Annotated in this window: 19 protein-coding genes; 11 read left to right on the top strand and 8 right to left on the bottom strand. The window is 70.4% G+C overall.

From position 1 onward, the window contains the following. The first annotated feature begins 64 nt into the window (after positions 1-64). The 4 genes from ABD858_RS20360 to ABD858_RS20345 all read left to right on the top strand — a co-directional run bounded on the left by ABD858_RS20360 (position 65) and on the right by ABD858_RS20345 (position 4262). Positions 65-1276: a pyridoxal phosphate-dependent aminotransferase gene (locus ABD858_RS20360; RefSeq protein WP_345039612.1), complete on the top strand. Its 1212-nt coding sequence runs from the start codon at positions 65-67 to the stop codon at positions 1274-1276. 90 nt (positions 1277-1366) lie between these two features. Next, positions 1367-1819 (top strand): hypothetical protein, encoded by a 453-nt coding sequence (locus ABD858_RS20355; RefSeq protein ID WP_345039609.1) that lies wholly within the window; start codon positions 1367-1369, stop codon positions 1817-1819. Continuing rightward, positions 1816-3606, top strand: a complete 1791-nt coding sequence (locus ABD858_RS20350; protein WP_345039607.1) for an alpha/beta hydrolase — start codon at positions 1816-1818, stop codon at positions 3604-3606. The genes ABD858_RS20355 and ABD858_RS20350 overlap by 4 nt, the downstream gene beginning before the upstream one ends. Before the next feature lie 113 nt (positions 3607-3719). Beyond that, on the top strand, positions 3720-4262 hold the full coding sequence (locus ABD858_RS20345) for a hypothetical protein (RefSeq protein WP_345039605.1): 543 nt from the start codon (positions 3720-3722) through the stop codon (positions 4260-4262). A gap of 188 nt (positions 4263-4450) precedes the next feature. Here the strand turns inward: ABD858_RS20345 and ABD858_RS20340 are convergent, their stop codons facing one another. After that, entirely contained in the window at positions 4451-6274 is a 1824-nt protein-coding gene (locus tag ABD858_RS20340; RefSeq protein ID WP_345039602.1) for a phosphoenolpyruvate carboxykinase (GTP), read from the bottom strand. A gap of 240 nt (positions 6275-6514) precedes the next feature. Between ABD858_RS20340 and trhA the strand changes: the two genes are divergently transcribed. From trhA to ABD858_RS20325, 3 genes are all read left to right on the top strand, one after another. Beyond that, positions 6515-7159 carry a PAQR family membrane homeostasis protein TrhA gene (trhA, locus tag ABD858_RS20335; protein ID WP_345039600.1) on the top strand — a complete coding sequence of 215 codons (645 nt, stop codon included), beginning with the start codon at positions 6515-6517 and terminating at the stop codon, positions 7157-7159. 134 nt (positions 7160-7293) lie between these two features. Then, positions 7294-8802, top strand: coding sequence for a DHA2 family efflux MFS transporter permease subunit (locus ABD858_RS20330; RefSeq protein ID WP_345039597.1), 1509 nt, complete (start codon positions 7294-7296; stop codon positions 8800-8802). 4 nt (positions 8803-8806) lie between these two features. Beyond that, positions 8807-9439 carry a TetR/AcrR family transcriptional regulator gene (locus ABD858_RS20325; RefSeq protein ID WP_345039595.1) on the top strand — a complete coding sequence of 211 codons (633 nt, stop codon included), beginning with the start codon at positions 8807-8809 and terminating at the stop codon, positions 9437-9439. 24 nt (positions 9440-9463) lie between these two features. Here the strand turns inward: ABD858_RS20325 and ABD858_RS20320 are convergent, their stop codons facing one another. Together ABD858_RS20320 and ABD858_RS20315 are read right to left on the bottom strand one after the other, a co-directional pair. Further along, positions 9464-11542, bottom strand: coding sequence for a thioredoxin domain-containing protein (locus ABD858_RS20320; RefSeq protein ID WP_345039592.1), 2079 nt, complete (start codon positions 11540-11542; stop codon positions 9464-9466). A 22-nt stretch (positions 11543-11564) separates the two neighbouring features. Next, positions 11565-11759 carry a hypothetical protein gene (locus tag ABD858_RS20315; RefSeq protein ID WP_345039590.1) on the bottom strand — a complete coding sequence of 65 codons (195 nt, stop codon included), beginning with the start codon at positions 11757-11759 and terminating at the stop codon, positions 11565-11567. 269 nt (positions 11760-12028) lie between these two features. On the opposite strand from ABD858_RS20315, the gene ABD858_RS20310 reads away from it, so the two are divergent. Next, positions 12029-15103 (top strand): tetratricopeptide repeat protein, encoded by a 3075-nt coding sequence (locus ABD858_RS20310; RefSeq protein ID WP_345039588.1) that lies wholly within the window; start codon positions 12029-12031, stop codon positions 15101-15103. Between the two features lie 162 nt (positions 15104-15265). On the opposite strand, the gene ABD858_RS20305 is transcribed toward ABD858_RS20310, so the two are convergent. Together ABD858_RS20305 and mca are read right to left on the bottom strand one after the other, a co-directional pair. Beyond that, positions 15266-15502 (bottom strand): hypothetical protein, encoded by a 237-nt coding sequence (locus tag ABD858_RS20305; RefSeq protein WP_345039586.1) that lies wholly within the window; start codon positions 15500-15502, stop codon positions 15266-15268. Beyond that, positions 15495-16370: a mycothiol conjugate amidase Mca gene (gene mca / locus ABD858_RS20300; RefSeq protein WP_345039584.1), complete on the bottom strand. Its 876-nt coding sequence runs from the start codon at positions 16368-16370 to the stop codon at positions 15495-15497. The genes ABD858_RS20305 and mca overlap by 8 nt, the downstream gene beginning before the upstream one ends. A 97-nt stretch (positions 16371-16467) precedes the next feature. On the opposite strand from mca, the gene ABD858_RS20295 reads away from it, so the two are divergent. Together ABD858_RS20295 and greA are read left to right on the top strand one after the other, a co-directional pair. Further along, positions 16468-16863, top strand: coding sequence for a DUF4307 domain-containing protein (locus ABD858_RS20295; RefSeq protein ID WP_345039581.1), 396 nt, complete (start codon positions 16468-16470; stop codon positions 16861-16863). A gap of 143 nt (positions 16864-17006) precedes the next feature. Continuing rightward, the gene (gene greA, locus ABD858_RS20290) at positions 17007-17504 is read left to right on the top strand and encodes a transcription elongation factor GreA (RefSeq protein WP_345039579.1); all 498 of its coding nucleotides are present in this window, start codon (positions 17007-17009) and stop codon (positions 17502-17504) included. A gap of 62 nt (positions 17505-17566) precedes the next feature. On the opposite strand, the gene ABD858_RS20285 is transcribed toward greA, so the two are convergent. From ABD858_RS20285 to ilvA, 3 genes are all read right to left on the bottom strand, one after another. Beyond that, complete coding sequence (locus ABD858_RS20285; protein ID WP_345039577.1) at positions 17567-18430, bottom strand: ABC transporter permease; 864 nt, start codon at positions 18428-18430, stop codon at positions 17567-17569. Beyond that, on the bottom strand, positions 18427-19410 hold the full coding sequence (locus ABD858_RS20280) for an ATP-binding cassette domain-containing protein (protein ID WP_345039574.1): 984 nt from the start codon (positions 19408-19410) through the stop codon (positions 18427-18429). Before ABD858_RS20280 ends, ABD858_RS20285 begins: the two co-directional genes overlap by 4 nt. 278 nt (positions 19411-19688) lie before the next feature. Then, positions 19689-20921: a threonine ammonia-lyase gene (ilvA, locus tag ABD858_RS20275; protein WP_345039572.1), complete on the bottom strand. Its 1233-nt coding sequence runs from the start codon at positions 20919-20921 to the stop codon at positions 19689-19691. Between the two features lie 158 nt (positions 20922-21079). On the opposite strand from ilvA, the gene ABD858_RS20270 reads away from it, so the two are divergent. Then, positions 21080-21595: a MarR family winged helix-turn-helix transcriptional regulator gene (locus ABD858_RS20270; protein WP_345039569.1), complete on the top strand. Its 516-nt coding sequence runs from the start codon at positions 21080-21082 to the stop codon at positions 21593-21595. The last annotated feature ends 102 nt before the right edge of the window (positions 21596-21697 follow it).

Here is a 21697-nt window from a genome sequence, read left to right as displayed (position 1 = left end):
TCCAATGGGCCACGTGGCGCAAAACACGAAGCGTTCACAGGGAGGGAGCCGTAAGCTCCCGGACATGCAGGTGATCCAGTCGACGAAGCTCGCCAACGTCTGTTACGAGATCCGGGGCCCGGTGCTCGAGGAGGCGATGCGGCTCGAAGCAGCTGGTCATCGCATCCTCAAGCTCAACACCGGCAACCCCGCCGCGTTCGGGTTCGAGTGCCCGCCGGAGATTCTGGAGGACATGCTCCGCAATCTGTCCGGAGCACACGGCTACGGCGACGCGAAGGGGCTGCTGTCCGCGCGCCGCGCGGTGATGCAGCACTACCAGACCAAGGGCATCGAGCTGGATGTCGAGGACATCTACCTCGGCAACGGCGTCTCCGAGCTGATCGTGATGTCGATGCAGGCGCTGCTCGACGACGGCGACGAGGTGCTCGTACCGGCCCCGGACTATCCGCTGTGGACCGCCGCCGTCTCACTCTCCGGCGGTACGGCCGTGCACTACCGCTGCGACGAGCAGTCCGACTGGATGCCGGACCTGGCGGACATCGAGCGCAAGATCACCGACCGCACCAAGGCGATCGTCATCATCAACCCGAACAATCCGACGGGTGCGGTGTACGACGAGGAGATGCTGCGCGGGCTCACGGATATCGCGCGGCGCCACAATCTGGTGGTCTGCTCCGACGAGATCTACGACAAGATCCTCTACGAAGGTGCCACGCACACCCCGACCGCCGTGGTCGCCCCCGATCTGATGGTGCTGACCTTCAACGGCCTGTCCAAGAACTACCGGGTGGCCGGCTACCGCGCCGGCTGGCTGGCGGTCTGCGGCCCGAAGGAGCACGCCTCCTCGTACATCGAGGGGCTGACGGTCCTCGCCAATATGCGGCTGTGCGCGAACATGCCCTCGCAGCACGGCGTGGCCACCGCGCTCGGCGGCCGGCAGTCGATCGAGCAGCTGGTGCTGCCGGGCGGGCGGCTGCTGGAGCAGCGCGACACGGCCTACGAGCTGCTGACGCGGATCCCGGGCGTGACGTGCGTGAAGCCGAAGGGCGCGCTGTATCTGTTCCCGAGGCTCGACCCGAAGGTCTACAAGCTGAAGGACGACCGGCAGATGGTCCTCGATCTGCTGCGGGCCGAGAAGATCATGGTGGTGCACGGCACCGGCTTCAACTGGCCGGAGCCCGATCACTTCCGGATCGTGACACTGCCGACGGTGGAGGACCTGACGGACGCGGTGACGCGTATCGGGTCGTTCCTGGACGGGTACAGCCAGTTCTGAGGATGCGGCCCCGCCGCGTCACCCCCTTGCTAACGTCTCCGGCACGTGATCACACGTCCGAACACAAGGACGCCGACGGGGGGATGGGGCGTGTCCTACTCGGAAAGCCTGCAGGAACTGCTGGACATGGCGTCGGTGCCGAGAACGCCGACGCCCGGCGGCGCCCGGGAGGCGCGCATGTCCCTGGCCTCCGCCGCGGCAGACGGCTCCGGCGGTTCTGCGGGCGGTGGAGAGCTGAAGCACAGTCATGGGCCTTGGACGAGTGCCTCCGGCACCGCCGGTGACCTGCGCACCAGCACCGAGCAGAGCCGCAGCCGACTGCGCCCCGGACACGAGGGCGCCACCTCGGGCCTCACCGGCCTGTCGTCGCTGGCCGCGCTGACCTCCGTACTGGACTCGTGGGAGGACCGGCTCACCGCCGTCCGGGACGAGTGCGGATCTCTCCAGGGCTCGCTGGCGACGGTCGCCAAGGAGATGGGCGAGACGGACGACGAGGTCGGGCAGTCGGTCCGGGCCGTGGCGAAGTCGGGTGAGCACCGGTGAGCGGGAGCACCCTGACCTGGCAGCAGCTGCGCGATCTCGAACTGTCCGAGCTCACGGAGGCGGCGGACGCCTGGAACGAGGTCTCCGGGAGGTCGGACACCGACCGCGGACGAGTCGACAAGGCGATGACCGCCAAGCTGCGGGAGACCCAGGAGAGCGAGTCCGCGGAGAAAGCCGTGGGGCAGCTGACCCGGCTGAGCCGGAACTTCCAGTACCTGCACACCGAGTGCGGTCTGGTCCGCACGGCCCTCAACGGTCTGGCCGCCGACCTGGCCGCCCCTCAGCGGCAGTTGAAGGACGCCCTCCAGGACGCCGAGGAGCTGAAGTTCACCGTCCACCCGGACGGCTCCGTCAGTTATCCGGCCTCCACGCAGGACACCCTCCTCGGCCCGCGCGAGTACGCGGGCGGCTCGGCCCACGGCAACTCCCGTCTGCCGCTGGAGGCGCCGCCGCTCGGCCGGTACGGACCCGGCATCCTCAAGCCCGACCCGAACGCGGCGAAGGCCCAGGACATAGCCGACCGCATAGCCCGGGCGGTGCGGTCCGCGCACGAGATCGACGGCAAGTACGCGAAGACCCTGGGGGAACTCAAGGCCGCCAAGGGCCTGGACGTCACGGACGCCACGCTGAGGGACGCGGCCCACGACACGGCGGACGTCCGGTCCACGGCGAGCGACTACCTGGCGCGCGGCATCCCCGAGGACACGTCCCCGGCGGAGCGCAAGGCATGGTGGGACGGGCTCACCGAGGAGCAGCGGCAGGAGTACCTGAAGGTCGCGCCGGACCTGATCGGCAATCTCGACGGGATCCCGGCCGCCTCCCGCGACGAGGCGAACCGGCGCTACCTGCCGATCCTGATGGACGAACTGGGGCGCAGCCACGACGACGACGCGGGTACGAAGCTGGACGCGCTGCGGAAGATGCAGGAGAAGCTGAACGAGCCGGACTATCCGCCGATCTTCCTGCTGGGCATCGGGGACGAGGGCAACGGCCGGGCCATCGTCTCGTACGGCAACCCGGACACCGCGCAGAACGTGTCGGCGTACGTGCCGGGGCTGGGCACCAAGCTGGACGGCGATTTCGTCGACGGCACGATGAAGCGGGCCCGTGACACCGCCCTCGGCGCACAGAAATACGACCGGTCCAGCGCCTCGATCGTCTGGCTCGGCTATGACGCGCCGCAGAACGTGGACGTCATGAGCACGGGGGACGCCGAACGGGGAGCGCCCGCCTACAACCGCTTCATGACCGGACTCTCGGCCACGAACGAGAACCTCGACCCCCACATCACCGCCATCGGGCACTCCTACGGCTCGCTCACGGTCGGTACGGCGGCCAGGCAGGAGCACGGAATCCCGGGTGTGGACGACATCATCCTGGTCGGCAGCCCTGGCGTCGGCGTGGACAAGGCCGAGGATCTGGGTGTGAGCCGGGACCACGTCTTCGTGGGGGCGGCGGACAACGACCTGGTGACGAAGCTGCCGTCGAAGCTGCAGAGCGTGGCCGGTGTCATCGGCTTCGGCCTCCTGGGTCCGGTCGGGGCGTATGTCGCGGGCGACATCGCCGACCCGGGCGACGACGATCTCTACTTCGGCAAGGACCCGGCGAGCAAGGCGTTCGGCGCGCAGCGCTTCCTGGTCGACGACGGCCCGCGCCCGATCATGGACCTGGGCGGCTTCGACGCACACTCCCAGTACTTCACGCCCGAGCTGGACCGGGTGTCCGCGGACAATATGGCCCGGATCGTCTCCGGGCACGGCGGCATCACGCACGAAAGGCACCGATGAGGCGAATGAAGCGGGTCCTGCGCATGGCAGTCCCGATCACGACGGCAGGAGCGCTCGTCGCGGGGTGCGGAATGCTGGGAGACGGCACGGAGAAGAAAGGAGCCGCAGCAAGCATGAACATGCAGGAAGCAGCCGAGCGGGCCGACGCGATGCTGGACGCCACCATCAAGGCGGTCGTACCGGAGATCCACTGGTCCCACCACGTCACCACGGCAGGCAACTGCGTCGTGAACCGTCGGCGTGCGGTGATGACGATCATCTCCGAGCAGCGACGCGGCAGCCTTCTCGGCGTGATCGAGCGGTTCTGGAAGAAGAGCGGCTACACGATCACCTCGGTGAACACGGATCCCGAGAACCCGGCGATCTTCGCCCGGACACCCGAGGACTTCCAGATCGACCTGACCATCGGCGCCAAGGGCCAGGCCTTCTTCGAGGTGCAGACCCCCTGCGTGCAGGAGTCCGAGGTCGCCGAGCCGACGACCAAGCCCAACGGCCCGAACTACGCGGGACAGGAGATCCCGTACCCCAACGTGCGCTCCGACTTCTGGTCCACGACCGGCACCGCCGCAAGCCCCTCCACCGGCCCCATCCCGGGCGGCACCCATGAGGTGGACACCACCTACCCGGAGGACCGCAGCCGGCCCCCGGGTGCGTAAACCCGAGGGCCGGTGCGCGGCGGGTCAGTGCCGGACCACGTGCCGTCGGCGGCGACCGCCGGATGAGTCCAAAAAATTCCGGCCCCCGGGGCCGTGAGGGGGCTCCGGGGGCCGGTCACGCGGCGGGTTCGTGATGACACCACTGGTCAGGGCGGATGTCACCCACCGCGTGGGTCTTGCGGGAAGACTCAGCCGAGACGCTCGACCAGGGCGTTGTACTCGTCCCACAGCTCCTTCGGCGTGTGGTCACCGAAGGTGTTGAGGTGCTCGGGGACCAGAGCGGCCTCCTCGCGCCAGACGTCGGTGTCGACCTTCAGCAGGAAGTCGAGGTCCGACTCCGACAGGTCCAGGCCCTCGGTGTCCAGGGTGCCCTTGGCCGGCAGGATGCCGATGGGGGTCTCGACGCCCTCGGCCTTGCCGTCCAGGCGCTCGACGATCCACTTCAGGACACGGCTGTTCTCGCCGAAGCCCGGCCAGACGAACTTGCCGGCGTCGTTCTTGCGGAACCAGTTGACGTAGTAGATCTTCGGCAGCTTGGACTGGTCGGCGCTCTTGCCGACCTTGATCCAGTGGGCCATGTAGTCGCCCATGTTGTAGCCGCAGAACGGCAGCATGGCGAACGGGTCGCGGCGCAGCTCGCCGACCTTGCCCTCGGCGGCGGCGGTCTTCTCGGAGGCGACGTTCGCGCCGAGGAAGACGCCGTGCTGCCAGTTGAAGGACTCGGTCACCAGCGGGACGGCGGACGCGCGGCGGCCACCGAAGAGTATCGCCGAGATCGGCACACCCTTCGGGTCCTCCCACTCCGGCGCGATGATCGGGCACTGGGAGGCGGGGACGGTGAAGCGGGCGTTCGGGTGGGCGGCCGGGGCCTCGGACTCCGGCGTCCAGTCGTTGCCCTTCCAGTCGATGAGGTGCTTGGGCAGCTCCTCGGTCATGCCCTCCCACCACACGTCGCCGTCGTCGGTCAGCGCGACGTTGGTGAAGACCGCGTTGCCCCACATGGTCTTCATGGCGTTGGCGTTGGTGTGCTCGCCGGTGCCGGGCGCGACGCCGAAGAAGCCGGCCTCGGGGTTGATCGCGTAGAGGCGGCCGTCCTCGCCGAAGCGCATCCAGGCGATGTCGTCACCGATGGTCTCCACGGTCCAGCCGGAGATCGTGGGCTCCAGCATGGCGAGGTTGGTCTTGCCACAGGCGGACGGGAAGGCCGCGGCGACGTACTTGGCCTCACCCTGCGGCGGGGTCAGCTTGAGGATCAGCATGTGCTCGGCCAGCCAGCCCTCGTCGCGGGCCATGACGGACGCGATGCGCAGGGCGTAGCACTTCTTGCCGAGCAGGGCGTTGCCGCCGTAGCCGGAGCCGTAGGACCAGATCTCACGGGCCTCGGGGAAGTGCGAGATGTACTTGGTGGAGTTGCACGGCCACGGAACGTCGGCCTCGCCCTCGGCGAGCGGAGCGCCGAGGGTGTGGACGGCCTTGACGAAGAAGCCGTCCTCGCCGAGCTCGTCGAGGACGGCCTGGCCCATACGGGTCATGGTGCGCATGGAGACGGCGACGTAGGCGGAGTCGGTGATCTCGACGCCGATCGCGGACAGCGGCGAGCCGACGGGGCCCATGCAGAAGGGCACGACGTACATGGTGCGGCCGCGCATGGAGCCGCGGAAGATGCCCTGCTCGCCCGCGAAGATGGCCTTCATCTCCGCCGGGGCCTTCCAGTGGTTGGTCGGGCCCGCGTCCTCCTCCTTCTCGGAGCAGATGAAGGTGCGGTCCTCGACACGCGCCACGTCCGTCGGGTCGGAGGCGGCGTAGTAGGAGTTCGGGCGCTTGACCGGGTCGAGCTTCTTGAACGTGCCCTTGGCGACGAGCTCCTCGCACAGCCGCTCGTACTCGGCCTCCGAGCCGTCGCACCACACGACACGGTCGGGCTGGGTCAGAGCTGCGATCTCGTCGACCCAGGAGATCAGCTCCTGGTGATGGGTGGGTACGGAAGCGGGAGCCGCGTTGTCGCGCGCCACGATTGCTCCTTGTTGAGGGGTTTTTGTTTATTTGTTGCCCCGTGGGGGCTGCGACCCGGATGCTTCACGGCATTGTCACTTCTGGCGCTCATCCGGTGCCGACCGCACTCATCTGATCATCCGTGCATTACGCCCATATGTCCAGAGGACCTCTCACGTGAGCATTACCACTTGTAGGACTGTCCGTCACCCCGACAGTACGTATACGTAACCTACGGGTGCGTAGATAGCATGCGGGCCATGACTGATCAGGTGAAGCCCAGGCTCCGCGGCTGGCTGCACGCCGGCATGTTTCCCGCCGTCCTGATCGCGGGACTGGTGCTCACCGCGCTGGCGGACAGCACACGCGGCCGGGTGGCATGCGGCATCTACGTACTGACCGCCTGCCTGCTCTTCGGCGTGAGCGCGCTCTACCACCGCGGCAACTGGGGACCACGGGCCACCGCGGTGCTGCGCAGACTGGACCACGCCAACATCTTCCTGATCATCGCGGGCACCTACACCCCACTCACCCTGCTGCTCCTCCCGGAGGCCAAGGGTGAGGCCCTGCTCTGGGCCGTATGGGTGGCCGCCGCCGCCGGCATAGCCTTCCGGGTCTTCTGGGTCGGCGCCCCGCGCTGGCTCTACACCCCCTGCTACATCGCGATGGGCTGGGCCGCGGTCTTCTTCCTGCCGGACTTCATGCGCACCGGCGGGATCGCGGTCCTGGTACTGGTGATCGCCGGCGGACTGCTCTACAGCGTGGGCGGAGTGATCTACGGCATGAAGCGCCCGAACCCCTCTCCGCGCTGGTTCGGCTTCCACGAGGTGTTCCACTCCTTCACCCTGGCCGCGTTCGTCGTCCACTACATCGGCATCTCACTGGTGGCCTACCAGCACGCCTGACCTGCGCTTCCCCCCTCCTCCAAGGGCCGCGGCACTCCTGCCGCGGCCCTTCAGCATTGACGGACACTCTTTTTTGAGAGTTACTGGCATTTGATATCGACTCTTAAGCCCTGTTCGTGAGGAGGTGAGCGGGCATGGACCGCCGCTGGTGGGCCCTGGGCGCCATGGTCGCGAGCATGCTGGTGCTCGGCTTCGACATGACGATCCTCAACGTGGCCTTCCCGACCATGGCCCGACAGCTGGGCGCCACCACGGGCGAACAGCAATGGATGGCCGACGCCTACATCGTCGTCTTCGCCTCGCTGATGCTTCCGGCCGGACTCCTCGGCGACCGCTTCGGCCGCCGCCGGATGCTCATCGCCGGCCTCGGGATCTTTCTGGCCGGCTCGGTCGTCGGAGCACTCGCCGACAGCGTCGCGCCGGTCATCGCCGCCCGCGCGGTGATGGGCGTCGGCGGTGCGCTCGTCACACCGCTCGCCCTGGCCGTACTGCCCTCGCTCTTCACTCCGGAGGAACGCCCCAAGGCGGTCGGCATCGTCTCCGCGGCCTCCGCGCTGGGGCTGCCGCTCGGCCCGATCGTCGGCGGCTGGCTGCTCGACCACTTCTGGTGGGGCTCGGTCTTCCTGATCAACGTCCCGATGGCCGCCATCGGCATCACCGCCTGCGTCTTCCTGCTGCCCGAAACACGCGACCCCGCCTCGCCCAAGGTCGACGCGCTCTCCACCGCGCTCACCGCGTCGGGCCTCGGCGCACTGATCTACGGGATCATCGAGGCACCGGAGCGCGGCTGGGGCGACCCGGTGATGCTCACGATGTTCGCGGCCGGCGCGGTACTGCTGACGGCCCTCCTCGTCCGGGAACGCCGCGTCCCGCGCCCGATGCTCGACATGTCGCTGCTCGGCCACCGCGGCTTTCTGGTCAACACCCTCGCCGCGACGCTGGTGATGTTCGTACTGACCGGCCTGCTGTTCGTCCTGCCCACATATCTCCAGGGCGTGCTGGGCTACGACGCCTTCGCGACCGGGGTGCGGATGCTGCCGATGATGGGCGGCCTGCTCATCGCGGCCAAGGGCGCCCCGGCTGCCGTACAGAGGTTCGGGCCGCGCGGGGTGATCGTCGCGGGGCTCGCGGTGTTCGCCTTCGCGGCGCTGCTCGGCACCCGCACGACGGCGGACAGCGGCTACGGCTTCACCGCGCTGTGGCTGTCGATCGCGGGCTTCGGCTTCGGCTTCGCCATCGTGCCGCCCATGACGAGCGCGCTCGACGCACTGCCCGCCGAACGTGCGGGCAGCGGCTCCGGACTGCTGATGACCGTACGGCAGGTGGGCGCCGCCGTCGGGGTCGCCCTGCTGGGCTCGCTGCTGGCCTCGGCGTACACGGACCGGCTGCCCGACGGGACGCCGCACGCCGCCACCGACTCGGTGGTCGCCGCCCACCAGCTGGCCGCCGAGGCCGGTCTCCCGCAGCTCGTGGAGGCGGCGGACTCCGCGTATGTCCACGGCATGAGCCTGGTACTGCTGGTCAGCGGGGTGGTGGCCCTGGCCGGCGCCCTGCTGGTCGCGGTGGCCCTGCCGGCCGCACGGCCCCGCCCTGCGCCGGCGGACGGCGATGTCGCGGCGGCCACCGCGGATGTCCGACAATGACCGCATGGCCGCCACCACCCGTACCCCCGATCTCCGGCTCGAGGACCGTCAGCCCCCGATGGGCCTGCGCGAGCGCAAGAAGCTCAAGACACGCATCGCGATCCGCCGGGCCACCTACCGGCTGATCGCCGAGCAGGGGTACGAGGCGACCACCGTCGAGCAGATCGCCGAAGCGGCCGAGGTCTCGCCGTCCACAGTGTTCCGGTACTTCCCGGCCAAGGAGGACATCGTCCTCACGGACGAGTACGACCCGGCGATGCTGCAAGTGCTGCGGTCCCGGCCGGCGGACGAACCGCCGCTGGAGTCCCTGCGGTTCATCATGACGTGCGCGCTGAGGATGTTCCTCGAGAACGAACACGACGAGCTGATCCAGCGCACCCGGCTGATGGTGGAGGTCCCGGCCATCCGGGCGCGGATGACCGAGACCATGACGGACACCGCGCAGATGCTGGTGCACGCGCTCGCCGAGCGCACCGGCCGGGCGCCCGACGATGTGGCGCTGCGGGTCTTCACCGCGGCGGTGCTGGGCGCACTGCGCGAGGTGACCGTCTACTGGGGCGAGCGGGGCTTCCAGGACGATCTGATCGAGCTGGTCGACGGCGCCCTGGACACGTTGAAGGGCGGCCTGGAACTCTGAGAGCACCGAGCCGCCCCTGACGCGTCAAGCGCCGTGGACACCTCCAGCCGGACCGAGTTCACGCTCCAGGTCCGCGGGATCGGTCACCGGCGCCGCGCACACGAAGTGCCGGCAGACATAGGCCGCGGGACGGTCCCCGACCAGCGGCCGGCCGGCCAGAAGCGGAAGCTCCGTACTCCCCGGTGCGCCCACCGCGATCACCGCGCCGGGCGCCGTCCCCAGCAACGCCGTGCGATGCAGCGCCGCCGTCGCCTCGTCGTCCCGGTGACCGACCACAGCCACCTCGCGCGGCCCGTCCAGCGCGGCCTCCACCGCGGCCAGCCCCCAGCCGATGAAGCGCGGCGCCCGCCCGCCGAGCGCCCCGACCACGCCCAACGCCCGCTCGGCGGCGGTGCGATGGATCTCGGAGCCGGTGTGGGCGGCGTACGACAGCAGGGCCGCGGCGGCAGCCGTCCAGCCGGAGGGCGTGGCATTGTCGGTGGGGTCCTGCGGACGGCGGATCAGCCGCTCCGCATCGTGCGCGGTGTCGTACAACTGGCCCTCCGCGCCGGTGAACCGGTCCAGCACGATGTCCAGCAGGAGGCCCGCGAAGTCCAGCCACACGCCTTCACCGGTCACGGCGGTCAGCGCCAGGAAACCCTCCGCGACATCGGCATAGTCCTCCAGCACTCCGGCGTGCGTACCCGCCCGGCCGCCCATGGACGTACGGGCCAGCCGGGCGCTCTCGTCCATGTGCAGCCGCACCAGCAGATCGGCGGCCTCGGTGGCCCGCTCGACCAGATCCGGACGGTCGAAGTACGCACCGGTCTCGGCGAGCGCGGCGATCGCCAGCCCGTTCCAGGCGGCGACGACCTTGTCGTCCCGGCCGGGACGGGGCCGCTCCTCACGGGCCGCCAGCAGCCGCCGCCTGATGTCCGCGGCCTTCTCCGCGTCCTCCCCCACAGCCTCCGGCGTGGGAGGTGCCCCCATGCCCGCCGCCTGCGGGAGTTGCAGCACCGAGGCGCCCTCTTCGAAGGTCCCCTCCGCGGTCACCCCGAAGTACCGCGCCGCGAACTCCGCGTCCTCCTCCCCCAGCACCTCGCACAGCTGCTCCGGCGTCCAGACGTAGTACGCGCCCTCCGTGTGCCGCCCGTGCGCGTCCTCGCTGTCGGCGTCCAACGCGGACGCGAACCCGCCCTCGGGAGTGCGCAGTTCCCGCACCATGAAGTCCGCGGTCTCCAGCGCGACACGGCGCGCCAGATCTGAGCCGGTGGCCCGCCAGAGGTGGGCGTACACCCGACACAGCAGCGCGTTGTCGTACAACATCTTCTCGAAGTGCGGCACTTGCCACATCCGGTCCACGGAGTACCGCGCGAAGCCGCCTCCGAGCTGGTCGTAGACACCGCCGCGGGCCATGGCCTCACAGGTGTCCGCCGCCATCTGCAGCGCACCCTCGGCCCCCGTGCGGGCGGTGTGCCGGAGCAGGAACTCCAGCACCATCGACGGCGGGAACTTCGGCGCCCCGCCGAACCCGCCGTACCGCGCGTCGTAGTCCCGGGTCAGCCCCAGCAGCGCCGACGCCACGACCTCCTCGCCGGGCAGCTCCAGCCTGCCGTAGGCCAGCTCCCGCCCGGCCAGGTCCCGGGTGATCTTCGAGGCGACCTCCCCGACCTCGTCCCGCCGCCCCTCCCAGGCCCGCTGCACACCCTCCAGCACCTGCCGGAAGGACGGCATCCCGTGCCGCGGCTCCGGCGGGAAATACGTCCCGAAGTAGAACGGCTCCGCGTCGGGCGTCAGAAAAACGGTCATCGGCCAGCCACCCTGCCCGGTGGCGGCCTGCACGGCCTCCATGTACACCGCGTCGACGTCGGGTCGCTCCTCGCGGTCGACCTTGACGGAGACGAAGTGCCGGTTCATGTAGGCGGCGGTGACGTCGTCCTCGAAGCTCTCGTGAGCCATGACATGGCACCAGTGGCAGGAGCTGTACCCGACGCTCAGCACCACCGGCACCCCACGCTCCCGCGCCTCCTCGAAGGCCTCGGGCGCCCAGGGCCACCAGTCGACCGGATTCTCGGCGTGCTGGAGAAGGTACGGAGAGGTCTCATGGGCCAAGTGGTTCGCCATGGGTCCATCCTGCCCCAGACCGTCAGACCTGTTCGATCTCCACGGGTCGGCCGGACAGCGGCTTTGTCATGTCGTCGACGTCAGAGGTGAACACAGTGACCTCTGCGCCCCGCTCCGCGGCCTGGTCGGCCACGGCGGCGAGCACCGCGTCCCCGCGGGCATCGACGCGCCCCTCGATCGACTCCAACAGCTCTTCCGGCCTGCACTCTGTCCGCACCAACCGACGGGACCTGGTTCCGGGGCTCGGACCTCGCGTACTACGTCGAGACGTATCACCTGGCGCTCGACGACCGTTTCCTGGACCACGCCGCGAGCCGCGACCGGAAGCCCCCGCAGCTGAGCCTCGCGGAGCTGCTCGCGCCGGAGGACCGGCTCTCGCCCTGACGCGCGCCGCCGTCCGCCGGTGGGGGCGGCACGCTCCCTCGCGCCCTCGGAGGTCCCGGCGGACACTGGTCCGGGAACTGTTTCGTGCGAGGGGGAACGCATATGCGGGACAGCAATCGGGCCGAGGCCGAGCGGGTGTTGGCGCGGGCCGTGGAGGACGAGGTACAGCGATCCGGAGGGCGGGCCGAGGCCGGGCCGCTGCTTGCGCGCGGGCGGGCGGCACTGGATGCCATGGCGGCGAACGCGGCCGAGGAGTACGCCGCGTATGTGCGGGCGTTGGAGGAGGCGGAAGCCGCGCCGCCGTCCCTCGGCGAGCGGGCCGGGACGGCAGCGCTGGTCACGGCGGCCGGGGCGGTCGCGGCGCTGGGCGCGGATCTGGCGCTGGGCACGAGCCTCGGGACCGCGCTCGGTGCCGGCGCGGCCGTCGCGGTGGCCGGAGCGGCGGCGGCCGGGGCGACCGCGGTGCACCGGCCGGCCGCGCACCGCGGCGACGGCGCGGCCGAGCAGCTCAGGCTGGCCTGGCTGACGGCGCTGGAGGTGCGGGGCATACGGCCGTTCCTGGAGCAGCAGCGGGTGTCGGCCGAGGCCGTGAAGGCCACGCCCCCGCGCCCCGAGCGGAGCGCGGAGGCCCGCAGGCGCGGGGTGCTCGCGCAGTCCTTCGGTCAACTGCCCGAGCCGACCGGCCCGTTCGTTGGCCGACAGGCCGAACTGGCCAGGATCACCGAGTGGGTGAGCGAGGCCGACGGATCACGGCCGACGGTCGTGGTGCTGCACGGCGCGCCCGGCTCGGGCCGCACCACTCTCGCCGTACGGGCCGCGCACCGGCTGAAGGACCGCTTCCGGGGCGCCTGTGTGGTCGATCTGCGGGGTACCGGCAACCAGGATCCACCGCTGTCCACCCGGGACGCCCTGCTGCATCTGCTGAACCGGCTGGGCGCCCCGCGCGAGCGGCTGCTGTTCCGTGAGCGCACCTCGCAGGAGCAGCAGGTCCGCCGGATCGGCGAGCTGTACCACCAGCATCTGACCGGGCTGCCGGTCACGGTCGTCCTCGACGACGCCTCGGACGCCGAGCAGGTCCGTGCGCTGATCCCGGAGCGCTCCGACAGCCTGGTGCTGGTCACGGCTCCCGAGCCGTTGAATCTGCCCGCCGACCTCCCGGCCCGGGTGCACCGGCTGCCGGTGGAGCCGCTGGACGCGGCGGGCGCGGCGGAACTGCTGCCGTCGGCGGGGGAAGCGGCCGAGCGGATACGGGAGTTGTGCGGCGGGCTGCCGCTGGCGCTGCGGATCGCCGGGCCGATGCTCGACCGGCGCCCCGCGGACGCGCTGGTCCGCATGCTCGAGAGGTACGGCGTGACGTCGGGTCCGGTCGACGGTGCGCTGTGGCTGAGCTACGGCGAACTGGACGAGCGACAACGCCGGCTGCTGCGCCGGCTGGCGCTGGCCGGACGGGCCTCGCTGGGCCCGTCCGCGGCCGCGGCGCTGCTGGAGTCCGGTGAGCAGGAGGCGCAGCGGCAGCTCGCCGAGCTGGCTCGGGCGGGTCTCGTCGACCATGTGCGGGGCACCCGCTACCGGCTGCACGAGGCCGTGCGGTCCTTCGTCGCCGTGCGTCTGCTGGACGAGGAGGAGCCACCGGAGATCGCCGCCGCGCAGGAGCGGCTGATCCGGGACTACGCGGAGCTGGCCGACTCGGTGATCCGTATGGTCGACGGCAAACCGTCCACCCGGGCCGGACAGTTCGGGGCGCACGGTTTCGTCTCTCTCGACGCGGCACTGACCTGGCTGGACGACGAGTCGAGTTTCATCACGGCGACACTTCGCCACGCGGAGGGCGTCAACCAGCAGACCGTGCTGAAGCTGCTGGACGCCCTGTGCGACCACTGCCTGCTGCGCGGCGACCTCTACCGCCTGGGCGAGCTCACCGAGCTGACGCAGGCCGTCGACCACGGCCTGCTCGTACGGTCCGTGCAGTTGCGCACGGGGATCGCGGCCCGCCGGCTCGGCGAGCTGGACAAGGCCCGTACGACGCTGTCCTCCGTGGTCTCCCTCTACCAGGAGGCGGACCACGACGCGGGCGCGGCGCTCGCGTTGTGCTCGCTCGGGATCACCCTTCACCACCAGGGCAATCTGACGGAGGCGGCAGCGAAGCTGCGCGAGGCGATCGCGCTGCAGTCGGCGGAGGAGCTGGCCGGTGACCGGGCCTGGTCGCTGCACGCGCTGGCGGGTGTGGAGCGGGACCGGGCCGATCTCGCCGAGGCGCTGACCCTGCTGGACACCGCTCTCGCCCTGCACAGGGCGAGCGAGTCCGTGCACGGTGAGGCGTGGGCGCATCTGCAGCTGGGCCGGGTGCGCCTGCGGACGGGCGAGGTGCCGCTGGCGGAGGCGGAGCTGCGTACGGCGCTGGACCAGTACGGCCGTACGCACGACGAGCGCGGCGCGGCGTGGGCGCTGACCCAGCTGGCCCGGGCCCGGCTGGTCGCGGGCGACCCCGGTCCGGCCGTCGACCGGCTGCGCGAGGCGCTGTCCCGGCACCGCGAGGCCGAGGACGCGCGGGGCGAGGCATGGACGCGGTACCACCTGGGGCAGGCCCTGGAGGAACGCGGGGACCTGGAGCAGGCGGTGCGCGAGCTGGAGCGGGCGCGGGCGATGTTCTCCCGGATGCGGGACGTGTACGGGCTGGCCTGTGCCCGGCATCACTGCGGCCGGGTCACCCGCGACCTGCGCGCGGCCCGCACCGGCAATCTGCGCAACAGCGGCTTCGCCCGCCAGCTCCTGGTCGACGCCCGCGCGGACTTCCGCCGTATCGGTGTGGCCCATGGGGAGGCCTGGACCTGTCTGGAGCTCGCGGTGATCGACGCCGGCAACGGCCGCCCGGCGCAGGCGTCGGAGCTGTGCGCCGAGGCGGCGGCGCTGTTCGCGTCGTACGGAGACCGCCGGGGCGCGGACTGGGCTCGCTTCCTGCGCTGCACGCTGCTGCCCCCGCCGGCCGCGCAGCAGGAACTGGCCCAGCTGCTGAGGGACGCCCACCCGGCGCGTGACCCCGGGCTGGAGGACAGCGCCGAGGCACTGCTGCTGTCGCGGACACCGGGCTGGCACGCCTGGCCGTCGGCCGTGATCCCGCCCCGCCGTGCCCGTGACGTGATGGGGGTGCCGGTGGACCCGGGCCCGTCCGGCGACTGAGGGCGGACGCGGCTGCAGTCCGGGTACGGCTGCAGTCCGGGTACGGCTCAGGACGCGGGCACAGCTCAGTACAGGCACAGCTCAGTACAGGCACACCTCGGCCGGACGCTCCGGCCCGCCGGACGTGAAACGGCGACACCACGTCCGGCGGGCCGGAGCCGGCTACTCCTGGGGCTTGGCCTTGGCGCCGGAGGCGCTCTTCGTGTGCTCCGCCGGGGCCGGCGCCTCCTCGAAGTTCACGCGGCCCATGTGCCGGTTCATGGACTTCATCAGGAGCCACACGCCGACGGCGAGTGCCGCGAAGACGAGGAAGCCGAGGACGCCGGGGGTGACCTTGTCCTTGTCCAGCTCGGCGGCCAGCGGAACGAAGTGTGCCAGGGAAGCGCTCATATCAGGCATTGTCCCGGATGCCCGCGAAGAGGTCGCTCTCGGGGAGGGAGGTGTCGACGAGCGTCTTGGCGAGCTCGTACTCCTCGGTCGGCCAGACCTCCTTCTGGAGGTCCAGCGGAACGCGGAACCAGCCGCCGTCGGGGTCGATCTGCGTCGCGTGCGCGATCAGCGCCTTGTCGCGGATCTCGAAGAAGTCCGCGCACGGCACATGCGTGGTCAGGGTGCGCTCGGCCCGCTGGAACTCGTCCCAGCGCTTCAGCCACTCGCCGTAGGGGGATTCCATGCCGCGCTCGAGGAGCGCGTGGTGGAGGGCCTCCGTGCGGGGGCGGTTGAAGCCCTGGTTGTAGTAGAGCTTGGACGGCTGCCAGGGCTCGCCGGCCTCGGGGTACTTCTCGGGGTCGCCCGCGGCGTCGAAGGCGACCATCGAGATCTTGTGGGTCATGATGTGGTCGGGGTGCGGGTACCCGCCGTTCTCGTCGTACGTCGTGATGACGTGCGGACGGAACTCGCGGATGATCCTGACCAGCCGGCCGGCGGCCGTGTCCACGTCCTCGAGGGCGAAGCAGCCCTCGGGGAGCGGGGGCAGCGGGTCGCCCTCGGGGAGGCCCGAGTCGACGAACCCGAGCCACTCCTGCTTGACGCCGAGGATCTCGCGCGCCTCTTCCATCTCGCGGGCGCGGACCTCGTGGATGTGCTCCTCGATGTACGTGTCGCCCTGGAGCTTGGGGTTGAGGATGGAGCCGCGTTCCCCGCCCGTGCAGGTCACGACGAGCACGTCCACCCCCTCGGAAACGTACTTGGCCATCGTGGCCGCGCCCTTGCTCGACTCGTCGTCGGGGTGGGCGTGAACGGCCATCATTCGCAGCTGCTCAGTCAAGACTCGATCCTCAATGATTCGGCACGATGGGCGGCTTCTATAGTGACCGAATCGGGGCGGGGAAAATTCCGGTGCCGCCAAGCCGAAGGGAACGATCATGACTGCGGACCGTTACGGCCGCTCGACGGACGAGCGCACGGACCGCAGGCTGAGGATCCTCGGGGCGGTGCTGGGCGCCGGTCTGCTCGGCCTGGTCGGCTGGTACGGCTACTCCTACGTGGCGGGCCAGGACATCAGCGCCGAGATCATCAAGTTCAAGGTGGTCTCGGACAGCGCGATCGAGGTGCACCTGGAGGTGCGCAAGGATCAGGACGCGTCCGGCTACTGCATGCTGCGCTCCCGTTCCGAGGACGGCGCCGTGGTGGGCCGCCTGGAGGTCCGGTTCGATCAGCCCACGGACCGGATCGACGAGATCGTCACGGTTCGTACGACGGCCCGGGCGACCAACGCGGAGCTCACCGGCTGTACGACGGATCCCGCGTCAAGCCGCTGACCTGCACAGACGCACTCCGTGCCGTTTTGGTCCTCCCCCTTTTCGCGCTGAATTGTTAGGCTCGTGGTTTCGCCCTCCCCTGGAGGAACATTCTTCTTGGGTAGGGCGATGCTTTGTATTCCCAGTACCGACGAGGAGCACCTGTGACGCAGACCAGCGACAACGTCACCTGGCTGACCCAGGAGGCGTACGACCAGCTCAAGGCCGAGCTGGACTACCTGTCTGGTCCCGCGCGTGTCGAGATCGCGAAGAAGATCGAGGCGGCCCGCGAAGAGGGCGACCTGCGCGAGAACGGCGGGTATCACGCGGCCAAGGAGGAGCAGGGCAAGCAGGAGCTCCGCGTGCGCCAGCTGACCCAGCTCCTGGAGAAGGCGAAGGTCGGCGAGGCCCCGGCGGACACCGGTGTGGTGGCGCCCGGCATGGTCGTGACGATCGCCTTCGACGGCGACGAGACCGACACCCTGACCTTCCTGCTGGCCTCCCGCGAGTACGCCAGCGAGACCATCGAGACCTACTCGCCGCAGTCCCCGCTGGGCTCCGGGGTGAACGGCAAGAAGGTGGGCATGGACGCCGAGTACGAGCTGCCGAACGGCAAGAAGGCCTCGGTGCGGATCCTGGAGGCCAAGCCCTACCAGGGCTGAGCCCGCGCAGACAGCGCAGAAGCCCCCGGCCGCTCAGGCGGCCGGGGGCTTCTGCGCGAGCCTCAGGCGGTCGCGGACCGGTACTTGCGGACGGCGAGCGTCCGGAAGACCGCGATGATCAGTACGGACCAGATCACCGAGGCGATCACCGGGTGTTGCATGGGCCAGGCGTCCGAGGGCGAGACCCCGGGGTTGCCGAACAGCTCGCGGGACGCCTGCACGGTGGCGCTGAACGGGTTCCACTCGGCGACGTGCCGCAGCCAGGGCGTCATCTGGCCGGAGTCCACGAACGCGTTCGAGACGAACGTGACCGGGAAGAGCCAGATCAGGCCGCCGGAGGTGGCCGCCTCCGGGGTGCGCACCGAGAGACCGATCAGCGCGCCGATCCACGAGAAGGCGTATCCGAGGAGCAGCAGCAGCGCGAAGGCGCCCAGCGCCTTGAGCACGCCCTCGTGGACGCGCCAGCCGACCAGCAGGGCGACGACGGCGAGAACGACGATGGTCAGCGCGGTCTGCACCAGGTCGGCCAGGGTACGGCCGGTGAGCACCGCGCCGCGGGCCATGGGCAGCGAGCGGAACCGGTCGATCAGGCCCTTGTGCATGTCGTCGGCGATACCGGCCCCGGCACCGGCCGTGGCGAAGGTGACGGTCTGGGCGAAGATGCCGGCCATCAGGAACTCACGGTAGACATCCGCGTCGGTGGAGCCGCCGACGTTCATGGAGCCGCCGAAGACATAGCTGAACAGCACCACGAACATGATCGGCTGGATCAGCCCGAAGATGATCATCTCCGGGATCCGGCTCATCCGGATCAGGTTCCGCTTGGCGACGATCAGCGAGTCGCTGATTCCCTGGGCGAATCCGCCGCGCGGCCTGGGGGCGAGGGTCCCCGCCCCGGTCTTCACGGCGTCGGTCACGGCGGTCACTTGGCTGCCTCCTCGTTGTCGTCGTTCGTACTCCCGTTCTCGGCGTGGCGACCGGTGAGCGAGATGAACACGTCGTCGAGGGTCGGGCGGCGCAGGCCGACATCGTCGATCTCGACCCCTCGCGCGTCCAGGTCGCGGATCACCTCGGCGAGCAGCTTGGCCCCGCCGGTGACCGGGACGGTCAGCTTGCGGGTGTGCTCGTCGACGGCGACCTCGGCGCCCCTGCCGAAGCCGCTCAGGATCTCCCGGGCGGGGGATATCTGCTCGCGCTGATGGACGACGACCTCGACGCGTTCCCCTCCGGTCCTGGCCTTGAGTTCGTCGGAGGTGCCGCGGGCGATGACCTTGCCGTGGTCGACGACGCATATGTCGTGCGCCAGATGGTCGGCCTCTTCCAGGTACTGCGTGGTGAGCAGCAGGGTGGTGCCGCCCGCGACGAGCTCCTGGATGACGTCCCACAGGGCCTGGCGGTTGCGCGGGTCGAGGCCGGTGGTGGGCTCGTCCATGAACATCACGGGCGGCGAGACCACCAGGGCCGCCGCGAGGTCGAGCCTGCGGCGCATACCGCCGGAGTACGTCTTGGCGGTGCGGTCGGCCGCTTCGGCGAGGTTGAACCGCTCCAGCAGCTCCCCGGCGCGGTTCTTCGCGTCCCGGGCGGAGAGCTGGTAGAGACGGCCGACCATCTCGAGGTTCTCGCGGCCGGTGAGGTACTCGTCGACGGCCGCGAACTGCCCCGACAGGCCGATGGAGCGGCGCACCTCGTTGGGATGCTTGAGGACGTCGATGCCGGCGACGACGGCGCGGCCCTGATCGGGCCGCAGCAGCGTGGTCAGCACCTTGACGGTGGTGGTCTTGCCCGCACCGTTGGGGCCGAGCAGGCCGAGAACAGTGCCTTCGGGCACATCGAGATCGACACCGTCCAGAGCCCTGACGTCTCCGAAGGTCTTCACCAGGCCTTCGGCGTAGATGGCGCCTGGCATGTGGTTACCCCCCCAATTGTGGGTCGTGTTCCGCAGATCGTGGATGTGCCTGGCAGGGGATGCCCGGTACATCGGTGGCGCGGACCACACCGTATCGCGATACATCGCGTTCACACAACGCCGCTCGTGGCATCAGCCCAAGACCGTGCAGCCCGCCTCCCACAGCGTCGCCGCGACCTCGCGGCAGTGCTCCGGGCCCTTGGCATCAGTCCAAGACCGTGCAGCCCGCCTCCCGCAGCGTCGCCGCGACCTCGCGGCAGTGCTCCGGGCCCTTGGCATCAGTCCAAGACCGTGTAGCCCGCCTCCCGCAGCGTCGCCGCGACCTCGCGGCAGTGCTCCGGGCCCTTCGTCTCCAGGTGCAGCTCCACCTCCACCTCGCTCAGCCCGAGCCGGGGATCGGTCCGGATGTGGCTCACGTCCAACACATTGGCATCCGCCACTGACAACGCCCCGAGAAGCGAGGCCAGAGCCCCCGGCCGGTCCGTCAGCCGCACCCGCAGACCCAGGTACCGTCCCGCCGCGGCCATGCCGTGACGCAGGATCCGCTGCAGCAGCAGCGCGTCGACATTGCCGCCCGACAGCACCGCCACCACCGGCCCCTCGGAGAAGGCTTCCGGCCTCGTCAACAACGCCGCCACAGGGCTGGCCCCGGCCGGCTCGACGACGAGCTTGGCCCGCTCCAGGCACAGCAGTAGCGCGCTGGAGAGCGCGTCCTCCGAGACCGTACGCACCTCGTCGACGAGTTCGCCAATGATTTCGAAAGGAACATCGCCGGGCCGCCCCACCTTGATACCGTCCGCCATCGTCGGCGCCGGCTCGATCGTCACCGGCCGTCCGGCCGCCAGCGAGGGCGGATAGGACGCGGCCGCGGCCGCCTGCACCCCGACGATCCGCACATCCGGGCGCACCGACTTCACCGCCAGCGCGATACCGGCCGCCAGCCCGCCGCCGCCGATGCCGACGACGATCGTGCGCACCTCGGGGCACTGCTCCAGGATCTCCAGACCCACCGTGCCCTGGCCCGCGATGATGTCCGGGTGGTCGAAGGGGTGGATGAACACCGCGCCCGTGTCGCGGGCGTAGTCCTGTGCCGCGGCGAGGGTCTCGTCCACGACCTGCCCGTGCAGCCGCACCTCGGCCCCGTACTCACGGGTCGCCGCCACCTTCGGCAGCGGGGCGCCCACCGGCATGTACACCGTCGACCGCACCCCCAGCAGCGCCGAGGCCAGGGCCACCCCCTGGGCGTGATTGCCGGCGCTCGCGGCGACGACGCCCGCCGCCCGCTGCTCCGGGGACAGGCCGGCGATCCGCACGAACGCGCCGCGCAGCTTGAAGGACCCGGTGCGCTGCAGGTTCTCGCACTTGAAGTGGACGGGGGCGCCGACCAGCTGCGAGAGATGCCTGCTGCCTTCCATCGCCGTCATCCGGGCCACACCGGAGAGCATCTTCTGCGCTCCGCGGATGTCGTCGAGAACGAGGGTGCGCGAGCGGTCAGGCGTACGGAAGCTCATGAACGCAAGTCTTGCAGCTCACCGGTGTGCCGGCCGCGCCGGAACCGCCCCCCGGCTCCCCGTTGTCCACAGGTTTCCGCAGGGCCGGTACGTACCAGGTTCCGGCCGCGTACTCTGTCCCCCACCAACAAGCCCACCGCACGAGAGAGCCCCCGGCCATGCCCATGACCCAGGACATGACTTCGGACACGAGTTCCGAGCTGAATCCCGGCCTCCTCGATGCCCTCCAGCACCAGGTCGCCGTCTTCGCCCGCCGCGCGGAGCAGACCCGCCTCGGCGGCGTCGGCCAGGTCCGCAACTCCATGGACCGGGCGGCGTACCTGCTGCTCAACAGGCTCGACCAGGAAGGCCCCATGGGCGTCAAGGCGCTCGCCGCGGGCATGGGGATCGACTCCTCGACCGTGACCCGGCAGGTCGCACCGCTCGTCGACACCGGCCTCGTCAAGCGCACCTCGCATCCCGAGGACGGCCGGGCCGTCGTGCTCCAGCTCTCGCCGCGCGGCCGGGCACGCCTGGAGGAGGTCCGATCGTCCCGGCGCGAACTCATGCGCCAGGTGACGCAGGACTGGAGCGAGGACGAGCGCGAGTCCTTCTGCACCCTGCTGACCCGCTTCAACTCCGCGCTCTCCGCCCGGCAGGCGTCCGCCGGTCGTCAGGAGCCCCCGGCCTCCTGACGACCTCCCGACGGCCTCTTGACCCGCACCCCCACCGCTGCTTCATATGAGGCACGGCAACCTGCGAGCACGGCGACTGCGAGAGCACGGCGCGCGAGAGCG

The organism is Streptomyces sannanensis (assembly GCF_039536205.1).
In the GTDB taxonomy this organism is placed as follows: Bacteria; Actinomycetota; Actinomycetes; order Streptomycetales; family Streptomycetaceae; genus Streptomyces; species Streptomyces sannanensis.
The sequence above is the reverse complement of the archived record's forward strand: the minus strand, read 5'-3'. Positions and strand labels throughout refer to the sequence as shown.

What these genes read in the sequence shown, in the direction of transcription:
- ABD858_RS20360 (WP_345039612.1), top strand. Translation starts at nt 65, where the DNA reads ATGCAGGTGATCCAGTCGACGAAGCTCGCCAACGTCTGTTACGAGATC.
- ABD858_RS20345 (WP_345039605.1), top strand. Translation starts at nt 3,720, where the DNA reads ATGAACATGCAGGAAGCAGCCGAGCGGGCCGACGCGATGCTGGACGCC.
- trhA (WP_345039600.1), top strand. Translation starts at nt 6,515, where the DNA reads ATGACTGATCAGGTGAAGCCCAGGCTCCGCGGCTGGCTGCACGCCGGC.
- ABD858_RS20330 (WP_345039597.1), top strand. Translation starts at nt 7,294, where the DNA reads ATGGACCGCCGCTGGTGGGCCCTGGGCGCCATGGTCGCGAGCATGCTG.
- ABD858_RS20325 (WP_345039595.1), top strand. Translation starts at nt 8,807, where the DNA reads ATGGCCGCCACCACCCGTACCCCCGATCTCCGGCTCGAGGACCGTCAG.
- ABD858_RS20320 (WP_345039592.1), bottom strand. Translation starts at nt 11,542, where the DNA reads ATGGCGAACCACTTGGCCCATGAGACCTCTCCGTACCTTCTCCAGCAC.
- ABD858_RS20310 (WP_345039588.1), top strand. Translation starts at nt 12,029, where the DNA reads ATGCGGGACAGCAATCGGGCCGAGGCCGAGCGGGTGTTGGCGCGGGCC.
- ABD858_RS20305 (WP_345039586.1), bottom strand. Translation starts at nt 15,502, where the DNA reads ATGCCTGATATGAGCGCTTCCCTGGCACACTTCGTTCCGCTGGCCGCC.
- ABD858_RS20295 (WP_345039581.1), top strand. Translation starts at nt 16,468, where the DNA reads ATGACTGCGGACCGTTACGGCCGCTCGACGGACGAGCGCACGGACCGC.
- ABD858_RS20280 (WP_345039574.1), bottom strand. Translation starts at nt 19,410, where the DNA reads ATGCCAGGCGCCATCTACGCCGAAGGCCTGGTGAAGACCTTCGGAGAC.
- ilvA (WP_345039572.1), bottom strand. Translation starts at nt 20,921, where the DNA reads ATGAGCTTCCGTACGCCTGACCGCTCGCGCACCCTCGTTCTCGACGAC.
- ABD858_RS20270 (WP_345039569.1), top strand. Translation starts at nt 21,080, where the DNA reads ATGCCCATGACCCAGGACATGACTTCGGACACGAGTTCCGAGCTGAAT.